At 68.5% G+C, this 17,247-nt stretch carries 17 protein-coding genes; 5 read left to right on the forward strand and 12 right to left on the reverse strand.

Annotation, left to right across the window (positions count from 1 at the left end):
- Positions 1–2 precede the first annotated feature (2 nt).
- Genes ACIA58_RS19945 through ACIA58_RS19975 form a run of 7 tightly spaced genes read right to left on the reverse strand, consistent with a single transcriptional unit; the run spans position 3 to position 6,610 of the window.
- The gene (locus ACIA58_RS19945) at positions 3–842 is read right to left on the reverse strand and encodes a phosphoenolpyruvate hydrolase family protein (protein WP_396405200.1); all 840 of its coding nucleotides are present in this window, start codon (positions 840–842) and stop codon (positions 3–5) included.
- On the reverse strand, positions 839–2,038 hold the full coding sequence (locus tag ACIA58_RS19950) for a Tm-1-like ATP-binding domain-containing protein (RefSeq protein ID WP_396405201.1): 1,200 nt from the start codon (positions 2,036–2,038) through the stop codon (positions 839–841). The genes ACIA58_RS19945 and ACIA58_RS19950 overlap by 4 nt, the downstream gene beginning before the upstream one ends.
- The gene (locus ACIA58_RS19955; protein ID WP_396405202.1) at positions 2,038–3,123 is read right to left on the reverse strand and encodes a Gfo/Idh/MocA family protein; all 1,086 of its coding nucleotides are present in this window, start codon (positions 3,121–3,123) and stop codon (positions 2,038–2,040) included. The genes ACIA58_RS19950 and ACIA58_RS19955 overlap by 1 nt, the downstream gene beginning before the upstream one ends.
- The gene (locus ACIA58_RS19960) at positions 3,120–3,434 is read right to left on the reverse strand and encodes an EthD family reductase (RefSeq protein ID WP_396405203.1); all 315 of its coding nucleotides are present in this window, start codon (positions 3,432–3,434) and stop codon (positions 3,120–3,122) included. Before ACIA58_RS19960 ends, ACIA58_RS19955 begins: the two co-directional genes overlap by 4 nt.
- A 10-nt stretch (positions 3,435–3,444) precedes the next feature.
- Entirely contained in the window at positions 3,445–4,338 is an 894-nt protein-coding gene (locus ACIA58_RS19965; RefSeq protein WP_396405204.1) for a carbohydrate ABC transporter permease, read from the reverse strand.
- Positions 4,335–5,231, reverse strand: a complete 897-nt coding sequence (locus ACIA58_RS19970; protein ID WP_396405205.1) for a carbohydrate ABC transporter permease — start codon at positions 5,229–5,231, stop codon at positions 4,335–4,337. Before ACIA58_RS19970 ends, ACIA58_RS19965 begins: the two co-directional genes overlap by 4 nt.
- On the reverse strand, positions 5,231–6,610 hold the full coding sequence (locus ACIA58_RS19975) for an ABC transporter substrate-binding protein (RefSeq protein ID WP_396405206.1): 1,380 nt from the start codon (positions 6,608–6,610) through the stop codon (positions 5,231–5,233). The genes ACIA58_RS19970 and ACIA58_RS19975 overlap by 1 nt, the downstream gene beginning before the upstream one ends.
- 128 nt (positions 6,611–6,738) lie before the next feature.
- On the opposite strand from ACIA58_RS19975, the gene ACIA58_RS19980 reads away from it, so the two are divergent.
- Both ACIA58_RS19980 and ACIA58_RS19985 read left to right on the forward strand, forming a co-directional pair.
- Positions 6,739–7,932, forward strand: a complete 1,194-nt coding sequence (locus ACIA58_RS19980; protein WP_396405207.1) for an ROK family protein — start codon at positions 6,739–6,741, stop codon at positions 7,930–7,932.
- Positions 7,933–7,966: 34 nt separating this feature from the next.
- Entirely contained in the window at positions 7,967–9,070 is a 1,104-nt protein-coding gene (locus ACIA58_RS19985) for a Gfo/Idh/MocA family protein (RefSeq protein ID WP_396405208.1), read from the forward strand.
- On the opposite strand, the gene ACIA58_RS19990 is transcribed toward ACIA58_RS19985, so the two are convergent.
- A complete protein-coding gene (locus tag ACIA58_RS19990; RefSeq protein WP_396405209.1) occupies positions 9,035–9,679 on the reverse strand; it encodes an HAD family hydrolase in 645 nt (214 codons plus the stop codon). The two genes, ACIA58_RS19985 and ACIA58_RS19990, sit on opposite strands and share 36 nt — an antisense overlap.
- A 53-nt stretch (positions 9,680–9,732) precedes the next feature.
- Between ACIA58_RS19990 and ACIA58_RS19995 the strand changes: the two genes are divergently transcribed.
- Genes ACIA58_RS19995 through ACIA58_RS20005 form a run of 3 tightly spaced genes read left to right on the forward strand, consistent with a single transcriptional unit; the run spans position 9,733 to position 12,443 of the window.
- Positions 9,733–10,386 carry a methyltransferase domain-containing protein gene (locus ACIA58_RS19995; protein ID WP_396405210.1) on the forward strand — a complete coding sequence of 218 codons (654 nt, stop codon included), beginning with the start codon at positions 9,733–9,735 and terminating at the stop codon, positions 10,384–10,386.
- Positions 10,383–11,405, forward strand: a complete 1,023-nt coding sequence (locus ACIA58_RS20000) for a DUF4037 domain-containing protein (RefSeq protein WP_396405211.1) — start codon at positions 10,383–10,385, stop codon at positions 11,403–11,405. Before ACIA58_RS19995 ends, ACIA58_RS20000 begins: the two co-directional genes overlap by 4 nt.
- Positions 11,406–11,408: 3 nt before the next feature.
- Positions 11,409–12,443, forward strand: coding sequence for an enolase C-terminal domain-like protein (locus tag ACIA58_RS20005; RefSeq protein ID WP_396405212.1), 1,035 nt, complete (start codon positions 11,409–11,411; stop codon positions 12,441–12,443).
- Here ACIA58_RS20005 and ACIA58_RS20010 read toward each other — a convergent pair.
- The 4 genes from ACIA58_RS20010 to ACIA58_RS20025 are packed head-to-tail and all read right to left on the reverse strand — an operon-like array spanning position 12,430 to position 17,238.
- Complete coding sequence (locus ACIA58_RS20010) at positions 12,430–14,301, reverse strand: Na+/H+ antiporter NhaA (RefSeq protein ID WP_396405213.1); 1,872 nt, start codon at positions 14,299–14,301, stop codon at positions 12,430–12,432. The two genes, ACIA58_RS20005 and ACIA58_RS20010, sit on opposite strands and share 14 nt — an antisense overlap.
- Complete coding sequence (locus ACIA58_RS20015) at positions 14,298–14,720, reverse strand: VOC family protein (RefSeq protein WP_396405214.1); 423 nt, start codon at positions 14,718–14,720, stop codon at positions 14,298–14,300. The genes ACIA58_RS20010 and ACIA58_RS20015 overlap by 4 nt, the downstream gene beginning before the upstream one ends.
- Positions 14,720–16,396, reverse strand: a complete 1,677-nt coding sequence (locus ACIA58_RS20020; RefSeq protein ID WP_396405215.1) for an MOSC domain-containing protein — start codon at positions 16,394–16,396, stop codon at positions 14,720–14,722. Before ACIA58_RS20020 ends, ACIA58_RS20015 begins: the two co-directional genes overlap by 1 nt.
- On the reverse strand, positions 16,393–17,238 hold the full coding sequence (locus ACIA58_RS20025; RefSeq protein ID WP_396405216.1) for a DUF427 domain-containing protein: 846 nt from the start codon (positions 17,236–17,238) through the stop codon (positions 16,393–16,395). Before ACIA58_RS20025 ends, ACIA58_RS20020 begins: the two co-directional genes overlap by 4 nt.
- Positions 17,239–17,247: the final 9 nt, after the last annotated feature.

Here is a 17,247-nt window from a genome sequence, read left to right on the forward strand (position 1 = left end):
GGTCAGGGTGCCGTCGGGCGGATGGCGTGGTAGCTGCGCATGTGGTCCACCATGGCGACCTCCGTGGGGAGGCGCTCCATGCTGGAGGCGCCGAGGAAGCCGACGATGCCGTCGACCTTCGCGAGAATGTGGGCGGCGTCGTCCGGGGTGGCGATCGGGCCGCCGTGGCAGATCACCAGAGCGCCGGGGTCGACGGCGAGGATCGCGTCGCGGAGGCGGGTCACCAGGTCGACCGAGTCGTCCAGGGTGAGCGCGGTGCGGGCGCCGATCATGCCGTTCGTGGTCAGGCCCATGTGCGGGACGAGGATGTCGGTGCCGGCCTCGGTCATCGCCCTCGCCTCGTCCTCGCTGTGGACGTAGGCGAGGGTGACGAGGTCGCGTTCGCGCGCGGCGGCGATCATCTCGACCTCGCGGTAGAAGCCGAGGCCGGTCTCCTCGAGGTTCGCGCGGATCATGCCGTCGAAGAGGCACACGGTCGGGTAGTTCTGGACGCCGGCGAACCCGGCCGCCTTCACCTGGTCCAGGAAACGCGGGATGTCGCGGAACGGGTCGGTGCCGCAGACACCGGCCATCACCGGCAGCTGGTCGGTCACGGGCAGCACCTCGTTGCCCATCTCCATCACGATCGCGTTCGCGTCGCCGTACGGCATCAGACCGGCCATCGAGGAGCGGCCGGCCATCCGGTACCGGCCGGAGTTGTAGATCACGACGAAGTCGAGGCCGGCGGCCTCGGCGCACTTGGCGGACAGGCCGGTGCCCGCGCCGCCGCCGATGATCGGCCGTCCCTCGGCGACCTTCTGGCGGAACTGGGTGAGCAGCTCGGTACGCGACTTGGTGTTCACGGTGTCTCCTTCTCCAGCCAGGTGGCCAGCAGATCCACGGCGGTGCCGGACACCACCGGGTCGTTGATGTCGGTGTCGAAGTCGTGCAGGTCGATTCCGGGCCGCAGCCCGTCCTTCAGAGCCAGGTAGAGCGCCTCGTCCGCGGCCGGGTCAGAGAAGACCCCGCCCGGCACGGACAGCTGGGACAGCCCGCGGTGCGGGAACAGCACGGCCACCGGCGCCGTCGACGGATTGAGCCGGTCCGCGATCCGGCGCCCGAGCTCGGCGCACTCCTCGGCCGTCGTCCGCATCAGCGTGACCGCCGGGTTGTGCGGGTACAGCTGCCGGCCGGAGAACGCGGACGGTACGGCGTCGTAGAAGTTGACCATGTCGAGCGCGCCGACGCTGACCACCTGCGGTACGCCGCGCACCGCCGCGGCGGTGAGCCGGGTCGGACCGGCCGAGCACACCCCGCCCGCCAGCTCGTCGGCCAGTTCGGTCGTGGTCAGGTCCGCGACGCCCTGGATCGTGCCGTTGAGCACCAGCGACTCCATCGTCCGGCCGCCGACCCCGGTGCAGTGGAACGTCAGCGCCTCGAACCCGCGATCCGCCATGCCGCGGACGACGCTCGACCCGGCGGCGGTGGTGACGCCGAACATGCTCACCCCGACCAGGGGTGCACCGTCCGCCGGTTCGGCGTACCGGCTGCGCGCCATCCCGACGCAGGCGTCGGCGGCGTTGGCGAGGACCGGCCGGCTGATCCGGTTCAGGCCGTTGATGTCCACGACCGGGTACATCAGCGTCAGGTCGGTCTCGCGGACGTACGACCGGGTGTCGCCGGCCGCGATCGTCGAGACCAGCACCTTCGGGAAGCCGAACGGCAACCGCGTGCAGATCTCGGCCATCACGTACGCCGCGTTGGACCCGCCGACCGCAAGCACACCGTCGACGTCCAGGTCCACGAGTGCGTTGGCCGCTCCGCGCGCCATCACCGTCATCGCCGCGTTGCGATCGGCGCCTGCTCGCAGGCCGGTCAGCGATCCGCCGCCGAGCTCGGCGATCAGGTCCCGGCCGATCCGCGCCGGCACGGTGGGTTCGTCGAGTACGCCGATGTCGATCAGCAGCGGAGTGGCGCCGAGGGCAGCGACCCGGTCGGCCAGGAAGGCGTACTCCGCTCCTTTCGTGTCGAGTGCGCCGACGAGCGCGATCACGGTCATCAACGAGCTCCGTAGTCCGGGACCTGGATCTCGGCGCCGCCTTGCAGCGCGGACTGGTGCGCACAGATCCCCGGCGCCGTCCACGTCGCTGCCGTCCTGGCATCGACCCGGGGTGTGCGGTTCTCGACGATGCTCGACACGAACTCGTGCACCAGATGCGGATGCGAACCGCCGTGCCCGCCGGAGGTGAACGGCCGCAAGACCTCCGGGAGCGACTCCGGCGACCCGTCCGGCTCCACGTCGACCACGTTCACTGCTCGGCCGCGCCGGTCCTCGGTCAGCGGCGCCATCCGGAACTCCTTCATCGGTCCGCCCTCCAGCTGCGGCCATTCCAGGGCGCCCTCGTCGCCGTACACCGAGAATCCCTCGAGGTAGCTCCGCCCGAGCTGGAAGAACGACATCGTCACGTTGGCGACAAGGTCGTCCCCGGCCAGCTTGAACAGCGCGGCCTCGGTGCCGAACCCGTCGCCCGCGACGCCGATGTGGTCGGGAGTGAGCCTGCTGGACCCGACGCAGCGCACCGACTCGACGCGCGTGTCCGCGAGCGCGAGCGCGGGGGAGAGGGCGTGCGTGACGTAGTGCATGGGCGGATAGCCGCGCCAGTACTCCGGATAGCCGTCGAGGTTCTGCAGGTGGTCACCCTTGAAGTAGCTGAGTCGTCCGAGCCGGCCGTCCTGCAGAAGGCGCCGGGCGTGGAAGAACTCGCGCGAGTACACCGCGGTCTCCATCATCATGTAGTTGCGTTGGGCATCGTCCTGGGCGGCGATCAACGCGTCCAGGTCGTCAAGAGTCGTTGCCATCGGCACCGCCGATGCGCAGTGCCGTCCGGACTTCAGTACCTGCCGCACCTGCTCGGCGTGGAACCGCACGGGCGTCAGCAGATGGACGGCGTCCCACCCGGGTGCGGCGAGCGCCTCGTCGAGACTGGCGAAGCGCTCCGCGATCCCCAGCCGGTCCGCGACTGCCGCCGTCCGGGCGGGGTCCGCGTCGACGACCGCGACCCGGCCGACGTCCGGATGCGCCTGGTAGATCGGCGCGAAGTCCGCGCCGAACCCCAGTCCGACCACGATGACGTCGATGCTCATACCGGTACCTCCCGCTCCTCGCCGAACAGGAACACGGCGCCGCCGGTGGCGAAGTTGTCCAGGTCCTGGTTCGCGTCCTGGCCCGCCTGCGACGCGAGCACCAGCTCGAGGTCGGCGCGGCTGTCGGTGTACAGCTCCGCCTGGTAGTGGTACTGCGGCGGTGTACCGTCCGGCGCCGGGTCGAAGCGGCACACCGTCCAGCGCTTCAGCCCGGTCATCTTCTGTGCGATCGGGATGTGCGTCTCGTCGTAGTACCGGTCGAATTCCTCTGCCGAGTCCGGCGGTCCGTAGAGCACGGTCACCTTGTACATGGAGGACATGTCAGCCTTTCAGTCCGGTCAGTGCGATGCCCTCGACGAAGTACTTCTGCGCGAAGGCGAACAGCACCACGATCGGCAGCAGCACGACGGCGGCCGCGGCCATCAGGTAGCCCCACTGTGCCGTGTAGGTGCCCTGGAACGACGCCAGCCCCATCGCCAGCGTGTACTTGTCCGAGTCGTTCAAGTAGATCAGCGGCCCGAGATAGTCGTTCCACACCCCGAGGAAGGTGAAGACGCCGACCACCGCCAGCGCCGGCTTCGACAGCGGCAGGATGATCCGCCAGTACACCTGGAACGGCGTCGCGCCGTCGATGTAGGCCGACTCGTCCAGCTCGTACGGGATGGACAGGAAGAACTGCCGGAGCAGGAAGATGCTGAACACCCCGGTGCCGAACCAGTGCGGCAGGATCAGCGGGACGTAGGTGTTCACCAGTCCGAGCTTCTGCCAGAACAGGAACGTCGGGATCAGCGTCACGGCGTACGGCAGCATCACCCCCGACATCAGGATGCCGAACACCAGGTTCTTGTGCTTCCAGCGCAACCGCGCGAACGAGAACGCCGCCAGCGAGCAGGACAGCATCGTCCCGATCAGAACACCGGCCTCGATGACGAGCGTGTTCAGGAAGTACCGCGCGAACGGGACCTGGGTGAGCGCGCCGGTGAAGTTGTCCCAGGCGAACGGCTTCGGGATCCATTCCGGCGGCGACACGAAGATCTGCCCGGAGTCCATCAGCGCGCTCCGGATCAGCCAGATCAGCGGCAGCAGCGTCGGCACCGCGCCGGCGATCAGCAGCACGTAGACGAGGATCTTCTTGCCGATGCCCTTCGGTGCGAGCGGCCGGGACGCCGGCGGCGCGGGCGCGACGGTCTCCGGCTTGTCCAGTACGGCGGTCATCGAGCACTCCCGGCCTCGTAGTAGACCCAGCGACTGGAATTGCGGAACAGCACCACGGTGACCGCCATGATCACCAGGAACAGCACCCAGGCCAGCGCGCTGGCGTAACCCATCTCGTTGTTCGTGAACGCGGTCCGGTACAGGTAGTAGATGTAGAACAGCGTCGAGTCGTTCGGCCCGCCCTCGGTCATCACCGCGGCCTGGACAAAGACCTGGAGTGCGCCGATCACGCTGGTCACCAGGCTGTAGAAGATCGTCGGCGTCATCATCGGCAGCGTGATGTGGCGGAACTTCCGCCACGCGCCGCCGCCGTCCACCGCGATCGCCTCGTAGAGCTGCCGCGGCACGCCCTGCAGTCCCGCCAGGAAGATGACAGCGACGTTGCCGAAGCCCCACACGGACATCAGGATCAGCGACGGGATCGCCGTGCTCTCGTCGAAGATCCACTGCGACCGGGGCAGCCCGGCCTTCTCGGTCAGCGTGTTCAGCAGCCCGAAGTCGGGGTTGAACAACCAGATCCACAGCATCGAGTTGGCCACGATCGGCACGATCGCGGGCAGGTAGTAGATGACCCGGAAGAACGCCTGCCCGCGGACCGGCTGGTTGAGCAGCATGGCCGCGGCGAACGCGACCACCAGCAGCAGCGGTACGGCGCCGAGCGTGTAGTAGAGCGTCGACCACAGCGACTTGAAGAAGCTGTCGTCGGCGGTGAACATCCGCTTGTAGTTGGCGAACCCGACGAACTTCGGGGCCGCGCCGATGGTCCAGTCGGTCAGGCTGATCACCGCGGACGCGATCATCGGCAGGAAGGTGAAGGCGACGAAGCCGATGATCGCGGGCAGCGCGAGCAGCACGCCCCAGCGGGCTTCCTGCTTCATCGGGGAGGAGGCCATCACAGCTCCTGGCTCGGCCACTTGCCCTGCAGCAGCGCCTGCATCTTCGGCTTCAGCGCCTTGACGATGTCGACCGGGGCGCCCTTGTTCAGGCTGATCTGTTCGATCGCCGGGTCGAGCACCTGGTGGATCCGCTCGGAGTTCTTCATCTGCTGGCCCCAGTCGGTGACGCCGTGCTTGAGCGTCGTCTCGACCACCGCGCTCTGGAAGTTCGGCGGGTACTTGTCCTTGAGCACCCATTTGTCGATCTCGGCCTGGTCTGTGTAGTACTTGTTCTGCAGCGGAGCCCACAGGCCGTCCTTGAACAGGTCCACGTGCTCCGGGTCGTTGTAGTAGAGGTAGAGCTCGATCGCCTCCTCCGGGTGCTTGGTCTTCGCGAAGATCGCGCCGGCGGCGCCCCCGGTCATGGTGAGCGACTCCTGGAACTTCGGGAGGACGGCGACCCCGAACGGCACCTTGCCCTCCATCAGGTCGAGCATCTGCCAGTTGCCGTCGATGACCATCCCGACCCGTTTGGTCTGCAGCTGCACCGCCGTGGTCGGCGCGTTCTTGCCGAGCTGCGCCGGGGTCGGCGCGACCCGGTGCACGTAGATCAGGTCCTGGAGCTTCTTGAGTACGTCGATCGCCGCGGCGGAGTCGAGCGCGAACTTCGTGCCGTCCTCGTTCACCATGTCGGCGCCGTTCGAGCGCAGCAAGCTGTACAGCCCGCCGCCGCCGAACGGAGCGATGGTGCCGAACTGCTTCACCTTGCCCGCGTCGAAACCGTCCTCGGACGGGTGCTTGCCGTTCTGGTCGACGGTCAGCTTGTCGGCAGCCTGGACGAAGTCGTCCCAGCTCCACGCGGTCCCGGCGGTGAACGGCGCCGGGTCGACACCGGCCGCCTTGAACGCGTCGGTGTTGTAGTAGAGGATCTGCACGCCCATGGCCAGCTGGTTCGCGGCGAGTTTGTCCTTGCCGTACCAGAAGTAGCTGCTGGGCAGCCGGTCCTTCAGCGCCGGGTACTTGTCCAGGTAGGGGAACAGGTTGAGGATCAGGTCCTTCTGGGCCAGGTCGTACATCTGCGACGTGCCGAGGTAGCCGAGGTCCGGCGGCGTGTTCGCGGCGACCAGGCTGGACACCTTGGTCGGATAGTTCGCGACGGGCACGAACATCGGGTCGACCTTCGCGCCCTTGTGCTCCTTGGCGTACTTCTTCAGCATCTCGTCGATCGCCTTCTTCTCGAAGGCCGATCCCCAGTACATGAAGCTCAGCTTGCCGTCCGTCGCGCCGGCGTCGTCCGAACCTCCGCAGGCGGCCAGGCCGGCCATTCCCAGTCCGGCGGCTGCTGTTGCTCCACCGGTCCGGAGCAGTTGTCTCCGGGTGAGTCCTGAACTGCTCATCGCGTGCTCCTCAGGAGGGCGTTTTCGGCGAGCGTAGGATCTTTAATGTCGATCGTCAACAGAAAGATGTTGATTCTGACATAATCGAGTCGTCGTACCCTGAACGTCGCGGTTGCAGAGGAGATTCGATGAGCACAGAGCCCGCCCGGCGGCGGATGCCCCCGTCCCGGATCGTCCGGGCCGGCGAGATCCTCGAGCTGGTCCGGCGGGGTGACGCCAACACCACCGGCCAGCTCGCCGATCACCTCGGCATCGCCCGCTCGACCGTGAACGACCGGCTGGAGGTGCTGCTCGCCTCCGGGATGCTGTCGCTCGACGGTCCGACGGCGGTCGGGTCCCGCGGCCGCCCGGCGTCCACGCTGAGCTTCAACCCGCGGTCCGGCGTGACACTGGCCGCGCAGCTGGGCATCTCCGGGGTCCGGACCGCGGTCACGGATCTGTCCGGCGAGATCCTGGCGAGCACGATGACCGACATCGACGTCACCACCGGCGCCGTGCCGGTCATCGACGTGGCGATCGCCGAGTTCGGCCAGCTGCTCGAGCGGCTGGGCGTCGACCCGGCGCAGGTCCACGGGATCGGTGTCGGGATGCCGGCCCGGATCGAGCTCGCCACCCACGCGCCGAGGGTCGACTGGTCCGGCGAGACGGTCCAGGCTGCGCTAGCGGCTTGGCGGGCGGTACCGGTCTTCGTGGACCACGACGTCAACCTGCTGGCGTTCGGTGAGCACTGTGCCCGGACCGACGAGCCGGAGGTGCTGATCAGCGTCAAGGCCGGTACGGTCATCGGCTGCGGAGTCGTTGTCAACGGCAAGGTCGTGCAGGGCGTCTCGAGGCTCGCGGGCGAGATCGGGCACACCCGCGTCGGGGCGTCCGAAGAGCCCTGTAGCTGCGGCAATCTGGGTTGTTTGAACGCCGTCGCCAGCGGCGCCGCGCTGGCCCTGCGACTGCGGGCCGGTGGAGTGGATGCGCCGAACGCGCGGGCTGTGGCCGCGTTGGCCAGAGCAGGCCACGTCGAGGCCGGCCTGGCGGTGCGGATGGCCGGGCGGGACATCGGCGAGGTGCTCGCGAGCGTGGTGAACCTGCTGAATCCGGCCGTGATCAGTCTGTGGGGCTATCTCGCCGAGGCCGAGGACCAGCTGATCGCGGGGATCCGCGAGAGCATCGCGCGGTCGGCGCAGTCCGGTCCGGCCGGCGACGTACGGATCGAGCCGGCCACGATGGGCGCGGACGCCGGTCTGTACGGCGCCGCGATGATGGTCGTCGAGCACGCCCTCAGCCCGGCCGCGGTCGATGCGTACCTGCTGACCATGCAATCCGTCTAGGACGTCCGTCGAGCCTCGTGGCAGGAGCCCCGCGATGACAGTGCCGTACCAGACCTACCAGTTCGAGTACCCCGAGCGCCTGCGCTGTGCCTTCATCGGTGCGGGCGGGCACTCGTACCGCAACGTCTATCCCGCGTTCCAGTACGCGCCGGTCGAGCTGGTCGCGGTGTGCGACGTGGAACTCGACCGGGCGCGGACGTATGCCCGGTCGTTCGGCGCGCCGGCGGCGTACGACGACCACCGGCAGATGCTCGCGGCGGAGCAACCGGATGCTGTCTTCATCGTCACGTCGTACACCGACGACGGTGACGTGCAGGCGACCGCGTTGGCGCAGGACTGCCTGCGGGCCGGAGCACACGTGTGGATGGAGAAGCCGACCGCCGCGGGGCTCGCGCAGCTCGATCGGTTGCAGGCGGTCGCCGACGAGACCGGGCGCACGGTGATGACCGGGCTGAAGAAGATCTTCACGCCCGCGATGGAGAAGGTGAAGTCGATCCTGCGGACGCCGGAGTTCGGTACGGCGTCCTCGATCTCGGTGCGGTACCCGCAGTCGTTGCCGGCGCCGGACCTGCGCTCGGACGACGTGAAGATGATCGGGTTCCTCGACCACATCTTCCACCCGGGCGCGATCCTGACCCACCTGATGGGACCGGTGCGGCGCCTGAGCTACGAGTGGGAGCCGCGGACCGGGGCGAGCGTGTCGAGTCTGCTGTTCGAGTCCGGCGCGGTGGGGACACTGCACCTCGCGTCGGGCTCGGCGACCGGTGCGCCGCTCGAGCGGGTCGAGGTGGTCGGCGACGGCGCGAACGTCGTGGTGGACAACGGCGTACGGATCACCTACTACCGCGCGGGGGCGGAGCTGCCGTACGGGCGGGCCGCGTCGTTCGTCACCGACGACGCGGTAGCGCCGCTGCGGTGGGAGCCGGAGTTCTCGCTCGGGCAGCTCTACAACAAGAACCTGTTCTACCTGGGCTACGTCCCCGAGGTGGTGTATTTCTGCGAGCGGCTGCTGGCCGGGAAACCGATCGAGAAGGGCACGCTCGCGGATGTCCGGGAGATCCTCAAGCTGTACGAGCTCTACCGCCGGCTGCCCGCCGGTGATTCAGTGCAGCCGGCGCAGCGCCTCGGCGATCGATGAGGTGACCGGGGCGCCGGTGGCCGCCAGGGAATCGCGTGACATGGCGCCGGTCGAGACGAGGATGCACTGGGTTCCAGCTGCGCGGGCGGCGTCGCAGTCGTCCACGACATCGCCGATCAGTACGACGTTCGCGGGGTCGAGCCGCAGCGCTTCGAGGTGGCGGACGAGGCTGTCGGCCTTCGACCCGCCGCCGATGTCACCCGGCAGCCCGTCGATCCGGGTGAAGTACGACGTCAGGCCGTACTGGTCGACCGTCGGCGTCAGCCGGGCGTGGAACCACATCGACAGCAACGACTGGGTCAGCCCGCTCTCGGTCCACTCCCGCAGTACGTCGAGGGTGCCGCCGGCGAGCTCGCAGGTGTGCAGGAGCGCGTCGTACCGCTCGTGGTACAGCTTGTCGACCCGCGCCCACTCCTCCTCGTCGAGCGTGCGCTGCAGGATCTGCTCGTACGAGACGCGCATCGGCCGCGCGTAGGCGGCCTGCCACTCGACCCAACTCAGCTCCGGCCGCCCGAAGCCGGCACAAACCTCGTTGACCGCAGCCAGTACGGCGTGATTGTCATTGAGTAGCGTCCCGTTCCAGTCCCACACCACATGCGAAGCCTTCACCGGGGTAACTGTAGACGGGCCACCAGAGCTGCTCGGAGTGGAAAGGTGACGTAGTGGGTCAGATCACGGAGCTGACACGGGTCGTACCGGCAGACCCCGGGAAGCCGGTACGGCCGGAAGCAGCCGCCAGTCAACAGGCCTCGCGTGAGCTGGCCGAGCACCCGGCCACCTGGTCGCACGAGGAGGCCGAGCGAGTCGTACGCCGCTACACCGAGCTGGCGCCGGCCTGGGACGGTGAGCGCGGTGGCTACCGTGCTGTCCCACTGACCGACGCACTGCAGCGTGGTGGACCGTGGCCTGCCGGGCTGTGCTTGGAGGTGGGCTGCGGGACCGGACTGCTGTCCGAGCTCATCCACGGCGTCTGGCCGAAGGTGGTCAGTCTGGATCTCACCTGGGCGATGCTGAGCCGCTCACCCGCTCCATGGCGCGTTCTGGGTGACGCCTCGCAGCTGCCCGCCGGCGACGCCTCGGCACAGGCGGTCGTTCTGGCCGACGTGCCTCTCTTTGCTGACGAGGTTGTACGGACACTGACGCCAGATGGTGTGGTCGTGTGGTCCAACGCGCTCGGCGAGGACGCACCGCACCACGTGCCGATCGGGACCGTGCTGGCCGCACTGGAGAAGGCCTCCGGAGCTGGCTGGTCTGCGGTCATGTCACATGCCGGCTGGGGTTTGTGGGCCGTGCTGCGTCGGGAGGAGGCGGCATGACCGAGTTCCGGAGTGCGGCTGAGATCGGCGTCGGGTTCCACGCCGACGTGATCGCGCCTCTGGTGGGAGACGTCGGGTGTGCGGCCGGACTGCTGGGCTGGGGATCGGACGTGCTCGGGTACGACACCGAGCGTTCGATGGACCACGGGTGGGGACCGCGGGTCGTCGTACTGGTGGACGCGGGCGAGGTCGAGCGGGTTCGCAAAGCCGTCGAGGACGGGCTGCCGGACGAGTACGACGGCTATGCGGTGCGGTTCGGCTGGGACAGCCAGGAGGCCGGACACCATGTCACGGTCGCGACGCTGGGGGACTGGCTGCGTGGACAGCTCGGGTTCGACGCGTCGGAGGGGATCGAGCTTGCAGACTGGTTGGTGACTCCGCAGCAGCAGTTGCTCGGTGTGGTGGCCGGTCAGGTGTACGCCGACGACGGACGGCTGACCGCGGTACGTGAGGCCCTCGCGTGGTACCCGGACCAGGTGTGGCGGTGGATGCTTGCCTGCCAGTGGTCGCGGATCGCGCAGGAGGAGGCGTTCGTACAGCGCACCTACGAGGTCGGTGACGAGCTCGGGTCGCGCGTGGTCACCGCACGCCTGGTGCGGGACGTGATGCGGTTGGCGCTGCTGCAGTCGCGGACCTATGCGCCGTACACCAAGTGGCTGGGTACGGCGTTCGCGCGGCTGGATCACGCCGACGGTCTGGATCGGGCGCTCGCCGACGCGACGGGAGCCGTCCGCTTCGAGGACCGCGAGCGGGCGCTCGTCACGGCGTACGAACTGGTGGCGCGCCGCCACAACGCGCTGGACCTCACCGAGGAGCTGGACCCGGTGCCGCGGCCGTACTTCACGCGTCCCGCGCAGGTCATCGACGCCGGTCGGTTCGTGCGCGCGTGTCTGGCCACGGTGACCGACGAGGCGGTCGCGCGCTGCGGACTGATCGGCTCGATCGACCAGTTCGCCGACAACACCGACGTACTGAGCAATCCGGAGGCTTACCGCAAGTTCATCGGCATCTATCGTTGAGCGATGACCCTCGCCAGCCATGTCATCCGCTCCGTCACGACCGCCGATCATCACTACGACTACCTCCGCACCATCGGCCGCAACGCGTTCCTGGGCAGCCACGGGAGCGGGGGGAAGCAGACGGTGTACGTCGTCGAGACCGATCGCGGCGCCACCGGGTGGGGTCTGCCCTTGCACGACGCGGACCCGCGACCGCTGATCGGGAGGAATCTGGCGGAGCTGATCGACCCGGACCGTGGCGTGATCGACCCGGCGGCGGAGTTCCTGGACTATCCGCTGCACGATCTGGCGGCCCGGATCCTCGACGTACCGGTCTATGCGATGCTCGGCGGCCGCGGCTCGACGCGGGTGCGCTGCTACAGCGGCGGCATCTACTTCGACGACCTCGAGGACGGCCTGGACGCGATCCGGACGAACCTCGCGCAGGACCACGCGTTCGGCTTCCGCGACTTCAAGCTGAAGATCGGCCGCGGGCACCGCTGGATGGATCCGCGGGCCGGTCTGGCGCGCGACATCGAGGTGACCCGGCTGGCGCGTGAGCTGTACCCGGACGCCGGGATCCTTGTCGACGGCAACGACGGGTTCACCCTCAACGGACTGCTCGAGTACCTCGACGGCGTCGCGGACTGCGACCTGTACTGGATCGAGGAACCGTTCCTGGAGCGGCGGCCCGATCTGCAGGCGCTCGGCGAGCACCTGCGGACGCTGCCGAACCGGCCCAAGGTGGCAGACGGCGAGTACGAGCCGAACGTCGACCACGTCCTCCGCCTGGCCGGCGAGGGCCTCGTCGACGTCGCCCTGATGGACGTCGTCGGCCACGGCCTCACCGCCTGGCGCCGCACCATGCCGCAGCTCGCCGCCGAGGCTTCACCGCATGCCTGGGGCGTGCCGCTCAAGACCCTGTACGCCGCCCACCTCGCCGCCGGCCTCGGCAACGTCCCGATCGTCGAGGGCGTCCCGGGCCCCGGCGCCTACACCCTCGAGGACGGGTACGTCGTCCTGTCCGAGCAGCCCGGTTTCGGCCTCACGATGCCGTAGCGAGTGTCTGGGCGATCGCCTGGTTCAGGGTGCCGAGGTCCTGCGGCCCTTCGTGCCGGTGGTTGTTGATGAAGAAGGTCGGCGTACCGGCCACACCGCTGCGGTCGGCCGAGTCGACGTCCTGGGCGATCCGGCCGGCGAAGTCGTGGGTCGTCAGGTCCGCCCGGAACCGCTCGAGGTCGAGCTGCAGGTCGGTCGCGTACGCCAGGATGTCGTCGAGCTCGAGCTTCTCCTGGTTCGCCAGCAGCAGATCGTGCATCTGCCAGAACCTGCCCTGCCGACCAGCTGCCTCGGCGGCTTCAGCTGCCAGCTGCGCATGCGGATGTACGTCGTGCAGCGGCAGGTGCCGCCAGACGTAGCGGATGTGGTTGTTCGCCGCGAGCAGTTCCCGAGCCGTCGGCGCGGCCATCTGCGTCCACGGGCACTCGAAGTCGCCGTACTCGACCACTGTCACGACAGCGTCCTGCGGGCCTCGAACGTGGTCGCGGTCCAGGTCCACCGGTGTCGAGAGATCGCTCAGCTGTCGGCCGGTCCCGAGCAGCGCACGGGTCCGGCGAGGAAGCAGAGCCACGACGCGGTAGAAGACCAGGGTGATGACTGCCGCGGTGATCGCGGCCGCCAGTACGCCGAGCTTCGCCTCCGCCAGCGCAGGTCCGGTGAACGCGAGGTCGGCGATCAGCAAGGAGACCGTGAACGGCACTCCGGCGATGAGGCCGCTGCCGACGACACCTGCCCATCCGACGGACGGGCGCACGGCTCCGTGCGTGCTGCGAGTGAGCAGCCACGACGTACCGGCCACTGCGATCGGTTTGCCGACGACAAACGCAACGAACAGGCCGACAGCGACCGGTGCGGTCAGCGCAGCCTTCAGAACGCTGCCGTCGAGCGAAATGCCCGCGTTCGCCAGTGCGAACAACGGCACGATCACATAGCTCGTCATCCGGTGGTACGTGTGCTGCAAGCGCGCATTCGCCGACAGCGTTCCGGTCAGACCGCGAGTGGCCGACCGGGCCAGCTCCGGCGTGGGCTGCTCACGGAACAGCCGCACCAGCGTGGTCGCCTGCTCCAGCGCATCACGTCGTGGGACGTACGCCGAGGTCGCAAGCCCGACCACCAGACCGGTGACCACCGGATCGATGCCACTGGCAAGCAAGGCGCACCACAGCACCACCGCCAGCACGGTGAAGACCAGCCGCCGCTGCTGGTACGCCAGCCGCGTGCTGGCCAGCAGACCGCCGTACGTCGCGATCGCGACGACGAGTCCTGCCGCGTGGACCTCAGGCGTGTAGGCGACCGCGATCACCACCAGCGCGACCACGTCGTCGACGACGAACACCGTCAGCAGGAACGTCCGGATCCGGTCCGGCACCAGCTTCCCGCCGACAGCCAGTACGCCGAGCGCGAGAGCGGTGTCGGTCGACATCGCCGCGCCCCAGCCGTGCAGTCCGGCGCCGGAGTGGTTGAACGCCAGGTAGATCAGTACCGGTAGGACCATGCCCGCGAGCCCGGCCGCGACCGGCAGGATCAGCCGGCGGCGTTCGCGCAGTTCGCCGAGGTCGAACTCACGGCGGGCCTCGAGTCCCACGACCAGGAAGAAGAACGTCATCAGGCCGCTGTTCACCCAGACCCGAAGATCCAGGTCCGCCGACAGCGGTCCGATCCGGACCGGAACGTGGGTGGTCCAGAAGTCGTCGTACCCCGTGCTTGCGACGTTGGCCCACACGAGTGCGAGCGCGATCGCCGTGGCGAGTACGGCGGCGCTCGCCGCCTCGGTCCGTAGGAACGCCCGGAGTGGGCTCGTGGCCGGACCGACCATCGACATCCCGCTCGGGTCCAGTTGGGAGCCAGGCTCGCTCATGACCGACGGATCTCCTGCAGGGTCCAGGTGTTGCCGTCGGGGTCGGACAACTCGGCCATGCTCGCGTACGAGCGCCGCTCGGGATCGAGGCCCGGCGCGAGGTCCCCGGCCCAGGCGTCGGCGGGCGTCTTGTGCCGTACGTCGCCGACCTCGATGCCGCGGGCAACGAGATCCGCATGTGCGGCGGCGAGATCCGGTACGACGAGATAGTTGGCCCGGGCCGATCCTGGTTCGGCATCGGTCAGCCCTTCGCCGAACTGGATCGAGCAGGCCGAGCCGGGCGGCGTCACCTGGACGACGCGGAAGCCGTCCCGCGGGTGGTAGTCGACGTCGACCGCGAAGCCGAGTGACTTGTAGAAGGCAAGCGACGCGTCGACGTCGCTCACGGGCAGCGTGAGCACCTGGATCGAGTAGTCCATCACATGTCCAGAACAAGGTCGGTCGTCGGACGGGAGCAGCAGATCAGCACCTGATCGTCCGGCGGGGGTTCGAGTGGGGTGGGGGAGTAGCTGACCTCGCCCGACAGCAGCGGCGTGATGCAGTTGTGGCAGACGCCGGTCCGGCAGCTCCAGCGCGTCGGTACGTCACACGCCTCGGCCAGCTCGAGCAGACTGCCGTCGGGCATGGTCGTCGCGATACCGCTGCGAGCAAAGGTCACCAGCGGTCCGGTGCCTGGCGTGCCGGCAGGCAGGTGCGGCGGACGAGCGGTCTGGGCGACAACACCCGGATTCATCGACGAGAGCGCGCCGAACAGCTCCGTGTGGATCTGGCTCACGCCGACCGCCGCGAGTGCTTCCTGCATGTCCGCCATGAAGGACTCCGGTCCGCAGATGTACGCCGACGCGTCGGACGGGAGCCCCAGCTCGGCCAACTTGTCCTTTGTCAGGCGGCCGTCTCGGGCGCTGTAGAAGATGCACTCCCTGGCGTGCGGCAGCCTGCTGAGCAGTTCGTGCGCTTCGGCGGCCAGCGGGTGCTCTTCAGGTGTGCGGGCAGTGCTGATCCACCAGATCTCACGTTCACTGGCGGCCGTACTGAGAGCGTGCAGCATCGCCAGGACGGGAGTGACGCCGATGCCTGCCGAGAGGAGCACAACAGGGGTGTCCGCGTCGTCGAGGAGGAACTCGCCACGTGGCGCTGCGACGTCCAGCACGTCTCCGGGGTGCAGCTTGGTAGTCATGTAGCCGCTTCCGAGGCCGTGCGGCTCGTGCTTCACGCTGATGCGGTAGCCGGGTGAGGTGGACAGCGAGTAGCTGCGCACCGGGATCGGCTGGCCGGCGTCCGGCAGCCGGAAGGTCAGATACTGACCGGCCAGCGCAGCAGGCAGCTCACTGCCATCAGCTGCGGCGAGCTGGATCGAGAACACGTTCGGGGTCTCCGGGACCACACTGGTCACCTGCAGCCGGCGGAAGCCCTCCCATGCGGGCTTGGGAGTGACCGCTTCCTTCAGCAAGTCGTGGAACGAGCCTTGCCAGCCCGGGCTGAGTGCGGCGATGTCGACCGCCTGCCGGAGCTGTGCGAGGTCACGGTCGGGCAGGTAGAGCAGTGCGTCCACATCGGCAACGCTCAGCGCGTGCGGACCGGTGCTGGTCTTGACGATCGAGTCGCCGGCCGTGATCTCACCTTCGGTGATCACCCGGCAGTAGAACCCCGGCCGGTGGTGGCTGACGAGCAGCGCGGGCAGCTCCGGCTCGCCCATCCGCAGTCCGACCCGGTAGCACGTGACCCGCGGCTGCGTGACCTCCAGCTCGGCGCCGCCGATCTGGTACCGGTCCCCGATGCAGACCTGGTCGTCGGGCAGTCCGTCGATCGTCAGGTTCTCGCCGAACTGCCCGTGGACGAAGTCGTCCCGCCCGAAGTGCTCCTCCCAGTGGCGGTACGAGTCGATCTGGTACACCATCACCGCGCGTTGCTCGCCACCGTGGCCGGCCAGGTCGCCCTGTCCGTCACCGTCGAGGTTCAGCCGCCGCACCATCACCGGTCCGTCGACAGACTGCTTCCAGACGCCGGTGTAGACGGTCTTGCCGTTCCACTCGACGTTCTTCGGCAGGCCGACGTTCACCGACAACACAGTGCCCGACACAACGGCTGTGCTCATCCCGAGAGCTCCTCGACGGTCAGATCCCGGTCGACTCCGTGCGAGACGACACTCTGGCCAGGCTCCAGCCGAAGACGCTTCCCGTCCAGCTCCACCTCGAGCTTGTCCGGCTCGAAAGACACCATGCCGGAGATCCGGCGTACCTCGGTCCAGGCGTCCTCGTACGACCACGCGGCGCGGTCGGCGTAGTAGCTGCACAGGCCCTTGTACGGGCAGAACGTCTGGCCTTCGACGGGTGTGAGGGCGCTCTCGTCGACGTCCTCCCGTGGCACGTACCAGCGCGGCGCGAAGCCCGACTCGAACAGCACCAGCGGACGCGACGAGTCAGCCACGACCCGATCGCCGTCCCGGACGATCAGGTGGCGACTGGTCTGCCGGATGTCGATCCGGTGGTACGCATCGGCGGCGTGACCGACGATCCGCTCGTCCTCCTCGTAGAACGCGTCCATCGCCCGCCACGCGAACGCGACGCGCCCCTTCAGGTCGCTCGCGTAGTCCGGCAGCGCAGTGTGCTGCCAGGCCGCACGCGCCTTGGAAGCCTCACCGGCCGTCACCGTGAACCACGACGTCTCGCCGAGGTCCTTGTGCCGCGTCGTGCGCTTCTCGGCCTGCAGTACGTCGGCCACGACGTCGGCCAGCGGGAAGTACGCCACCGGATACCGCCCCGGCTCGTGCAGCAGTACGACGTCCTCACTGTCCGCGATCCAGCTGTCGCCGAACCGTACTCGCATCCGGCGGCGCAGCGGCTCCGCGAAGAGCATCCGCTCCGGCAGCTCGACCGGCACCAGGAAGCGCCCGATCGCACCGGTCCCCAAAGGACCTTGTTGCCATGCCAGTCCCATCGGTCCGCT

It is taken from the genome of Kribbella sp. NPDC051586 (assembly GCF_044453965.1).
In the GTDB taxonomy this organism is placed as follows: Bacteria; Actinomycetota; Actinomycetes; order Propionibacteriales; family Kribbellaceae; genus Kribbella.

Excerpts from the sequence above, each read along its gene's own strand:
- ACIA58_RS19950 (WP_396405201.1), bottom strand. The coding sequence starts at position 2,038 with ATGACCGTGATCGCGCTCGTCGGCGCACTCGACACGAAAGGAGCGGAG.
- ACIA58_RS19955 (WP_396405202.1), bottom strand. The coding sequence starts at position 3,123 with ATGAGCATCGACGTCATCGTGGTCGGACTGGGGTTCGGCGCGGACTTC.
- ACIA58_RS19960 (WP_396405203.1), bottom strand. The coding sequence starts at position 3,434 with ATGTACAAGGTGACCGTGCTCTACGGACCGCCGGACTCGGCAGAGGAA.
- ACIA58_RS19965 (WP_396405204.1), bottom strand. The coding sequence starts at position 4,338 with ATGACCGCCGTACTGGACAAGCCGGAGACCGTCGCGCCCGCGCCGCCG.
- ACIA58_RS19970 (WP_396405205.1), bottom strand. The coding sequence starts at position 5,231 with ATGGCCTCCTCCCCGATGAAGCAGGAAGCCCGCTGGGGCGTGCTGCTC.
- ACIA58_RS19975 (WP_396405206.1), bottom strand. The coding sequence starts at position 6,610 with ATGAGCAGTTCAGGACTCACCCGGAGACAACTGCTCCGGACCGGTGGA.
- ACIA58_RS19980 (WP_396405207.1), top strand. The coding sequence starts at position 6,739 with ATGAGCACAGAGCCCGCCCGGCGGCGGATGCCCCCGTCCCGGATCGTC.
- ACIA58_RS19985 (WP_396405208.1), top strand. The coding sequence starts at position 7,967 with ATGACAGTGCCGTACCAGACCTACCAGTTCGAGTACCCCGAGCGCCTG.
- ACIA58_RS20000 (WP_396405211.1), top strand. The coding sequence starts at position 10,383 with ATGACCGAGTTCCGGAGTGCGGCTGAGATCGGCGTCGGGTTCCACGCC.
- ACIA58_RS20005 (WP_396405212.1), top strand. The coding sequence starts at position 11,409 with ATGACCCTCGCCAGCCATGTCATCCGCTCCGTCACGACCGCCGATCAT.
- ACIA58_RS20010 (WP_396405213.1), bottom strand. The coding sequence starts at position 14,301 with ATGAGCGAGCCTGGCTCCCAACTGGACCCGAGCGGGATGTCGATGGTC.
- ACIA58_RS20015 (WP_396405214.1), bottom strand. The coding sequence starts at position 14,720 with ATGGACTACTCGATCCAGGTGCTCACGCTGCCCGTGAGCGACGTCGAC.
- ACIA58_RS20020 (WP_396405215.1), bottom strand. The coding sequence starts at position 16,396 with ATGAGCACAGCCGTTGTGTCGGGCACTGTGTTGTCGGTGAACGTCGGC.
- ACIA58_RS20025 (WP_396405216.1), bottom strand. The coding sequence starts at position 17,238 with ATGGGACTGGCATGGCAACAAGGTCCTTTGGGGACCGGTGCGATCGGG.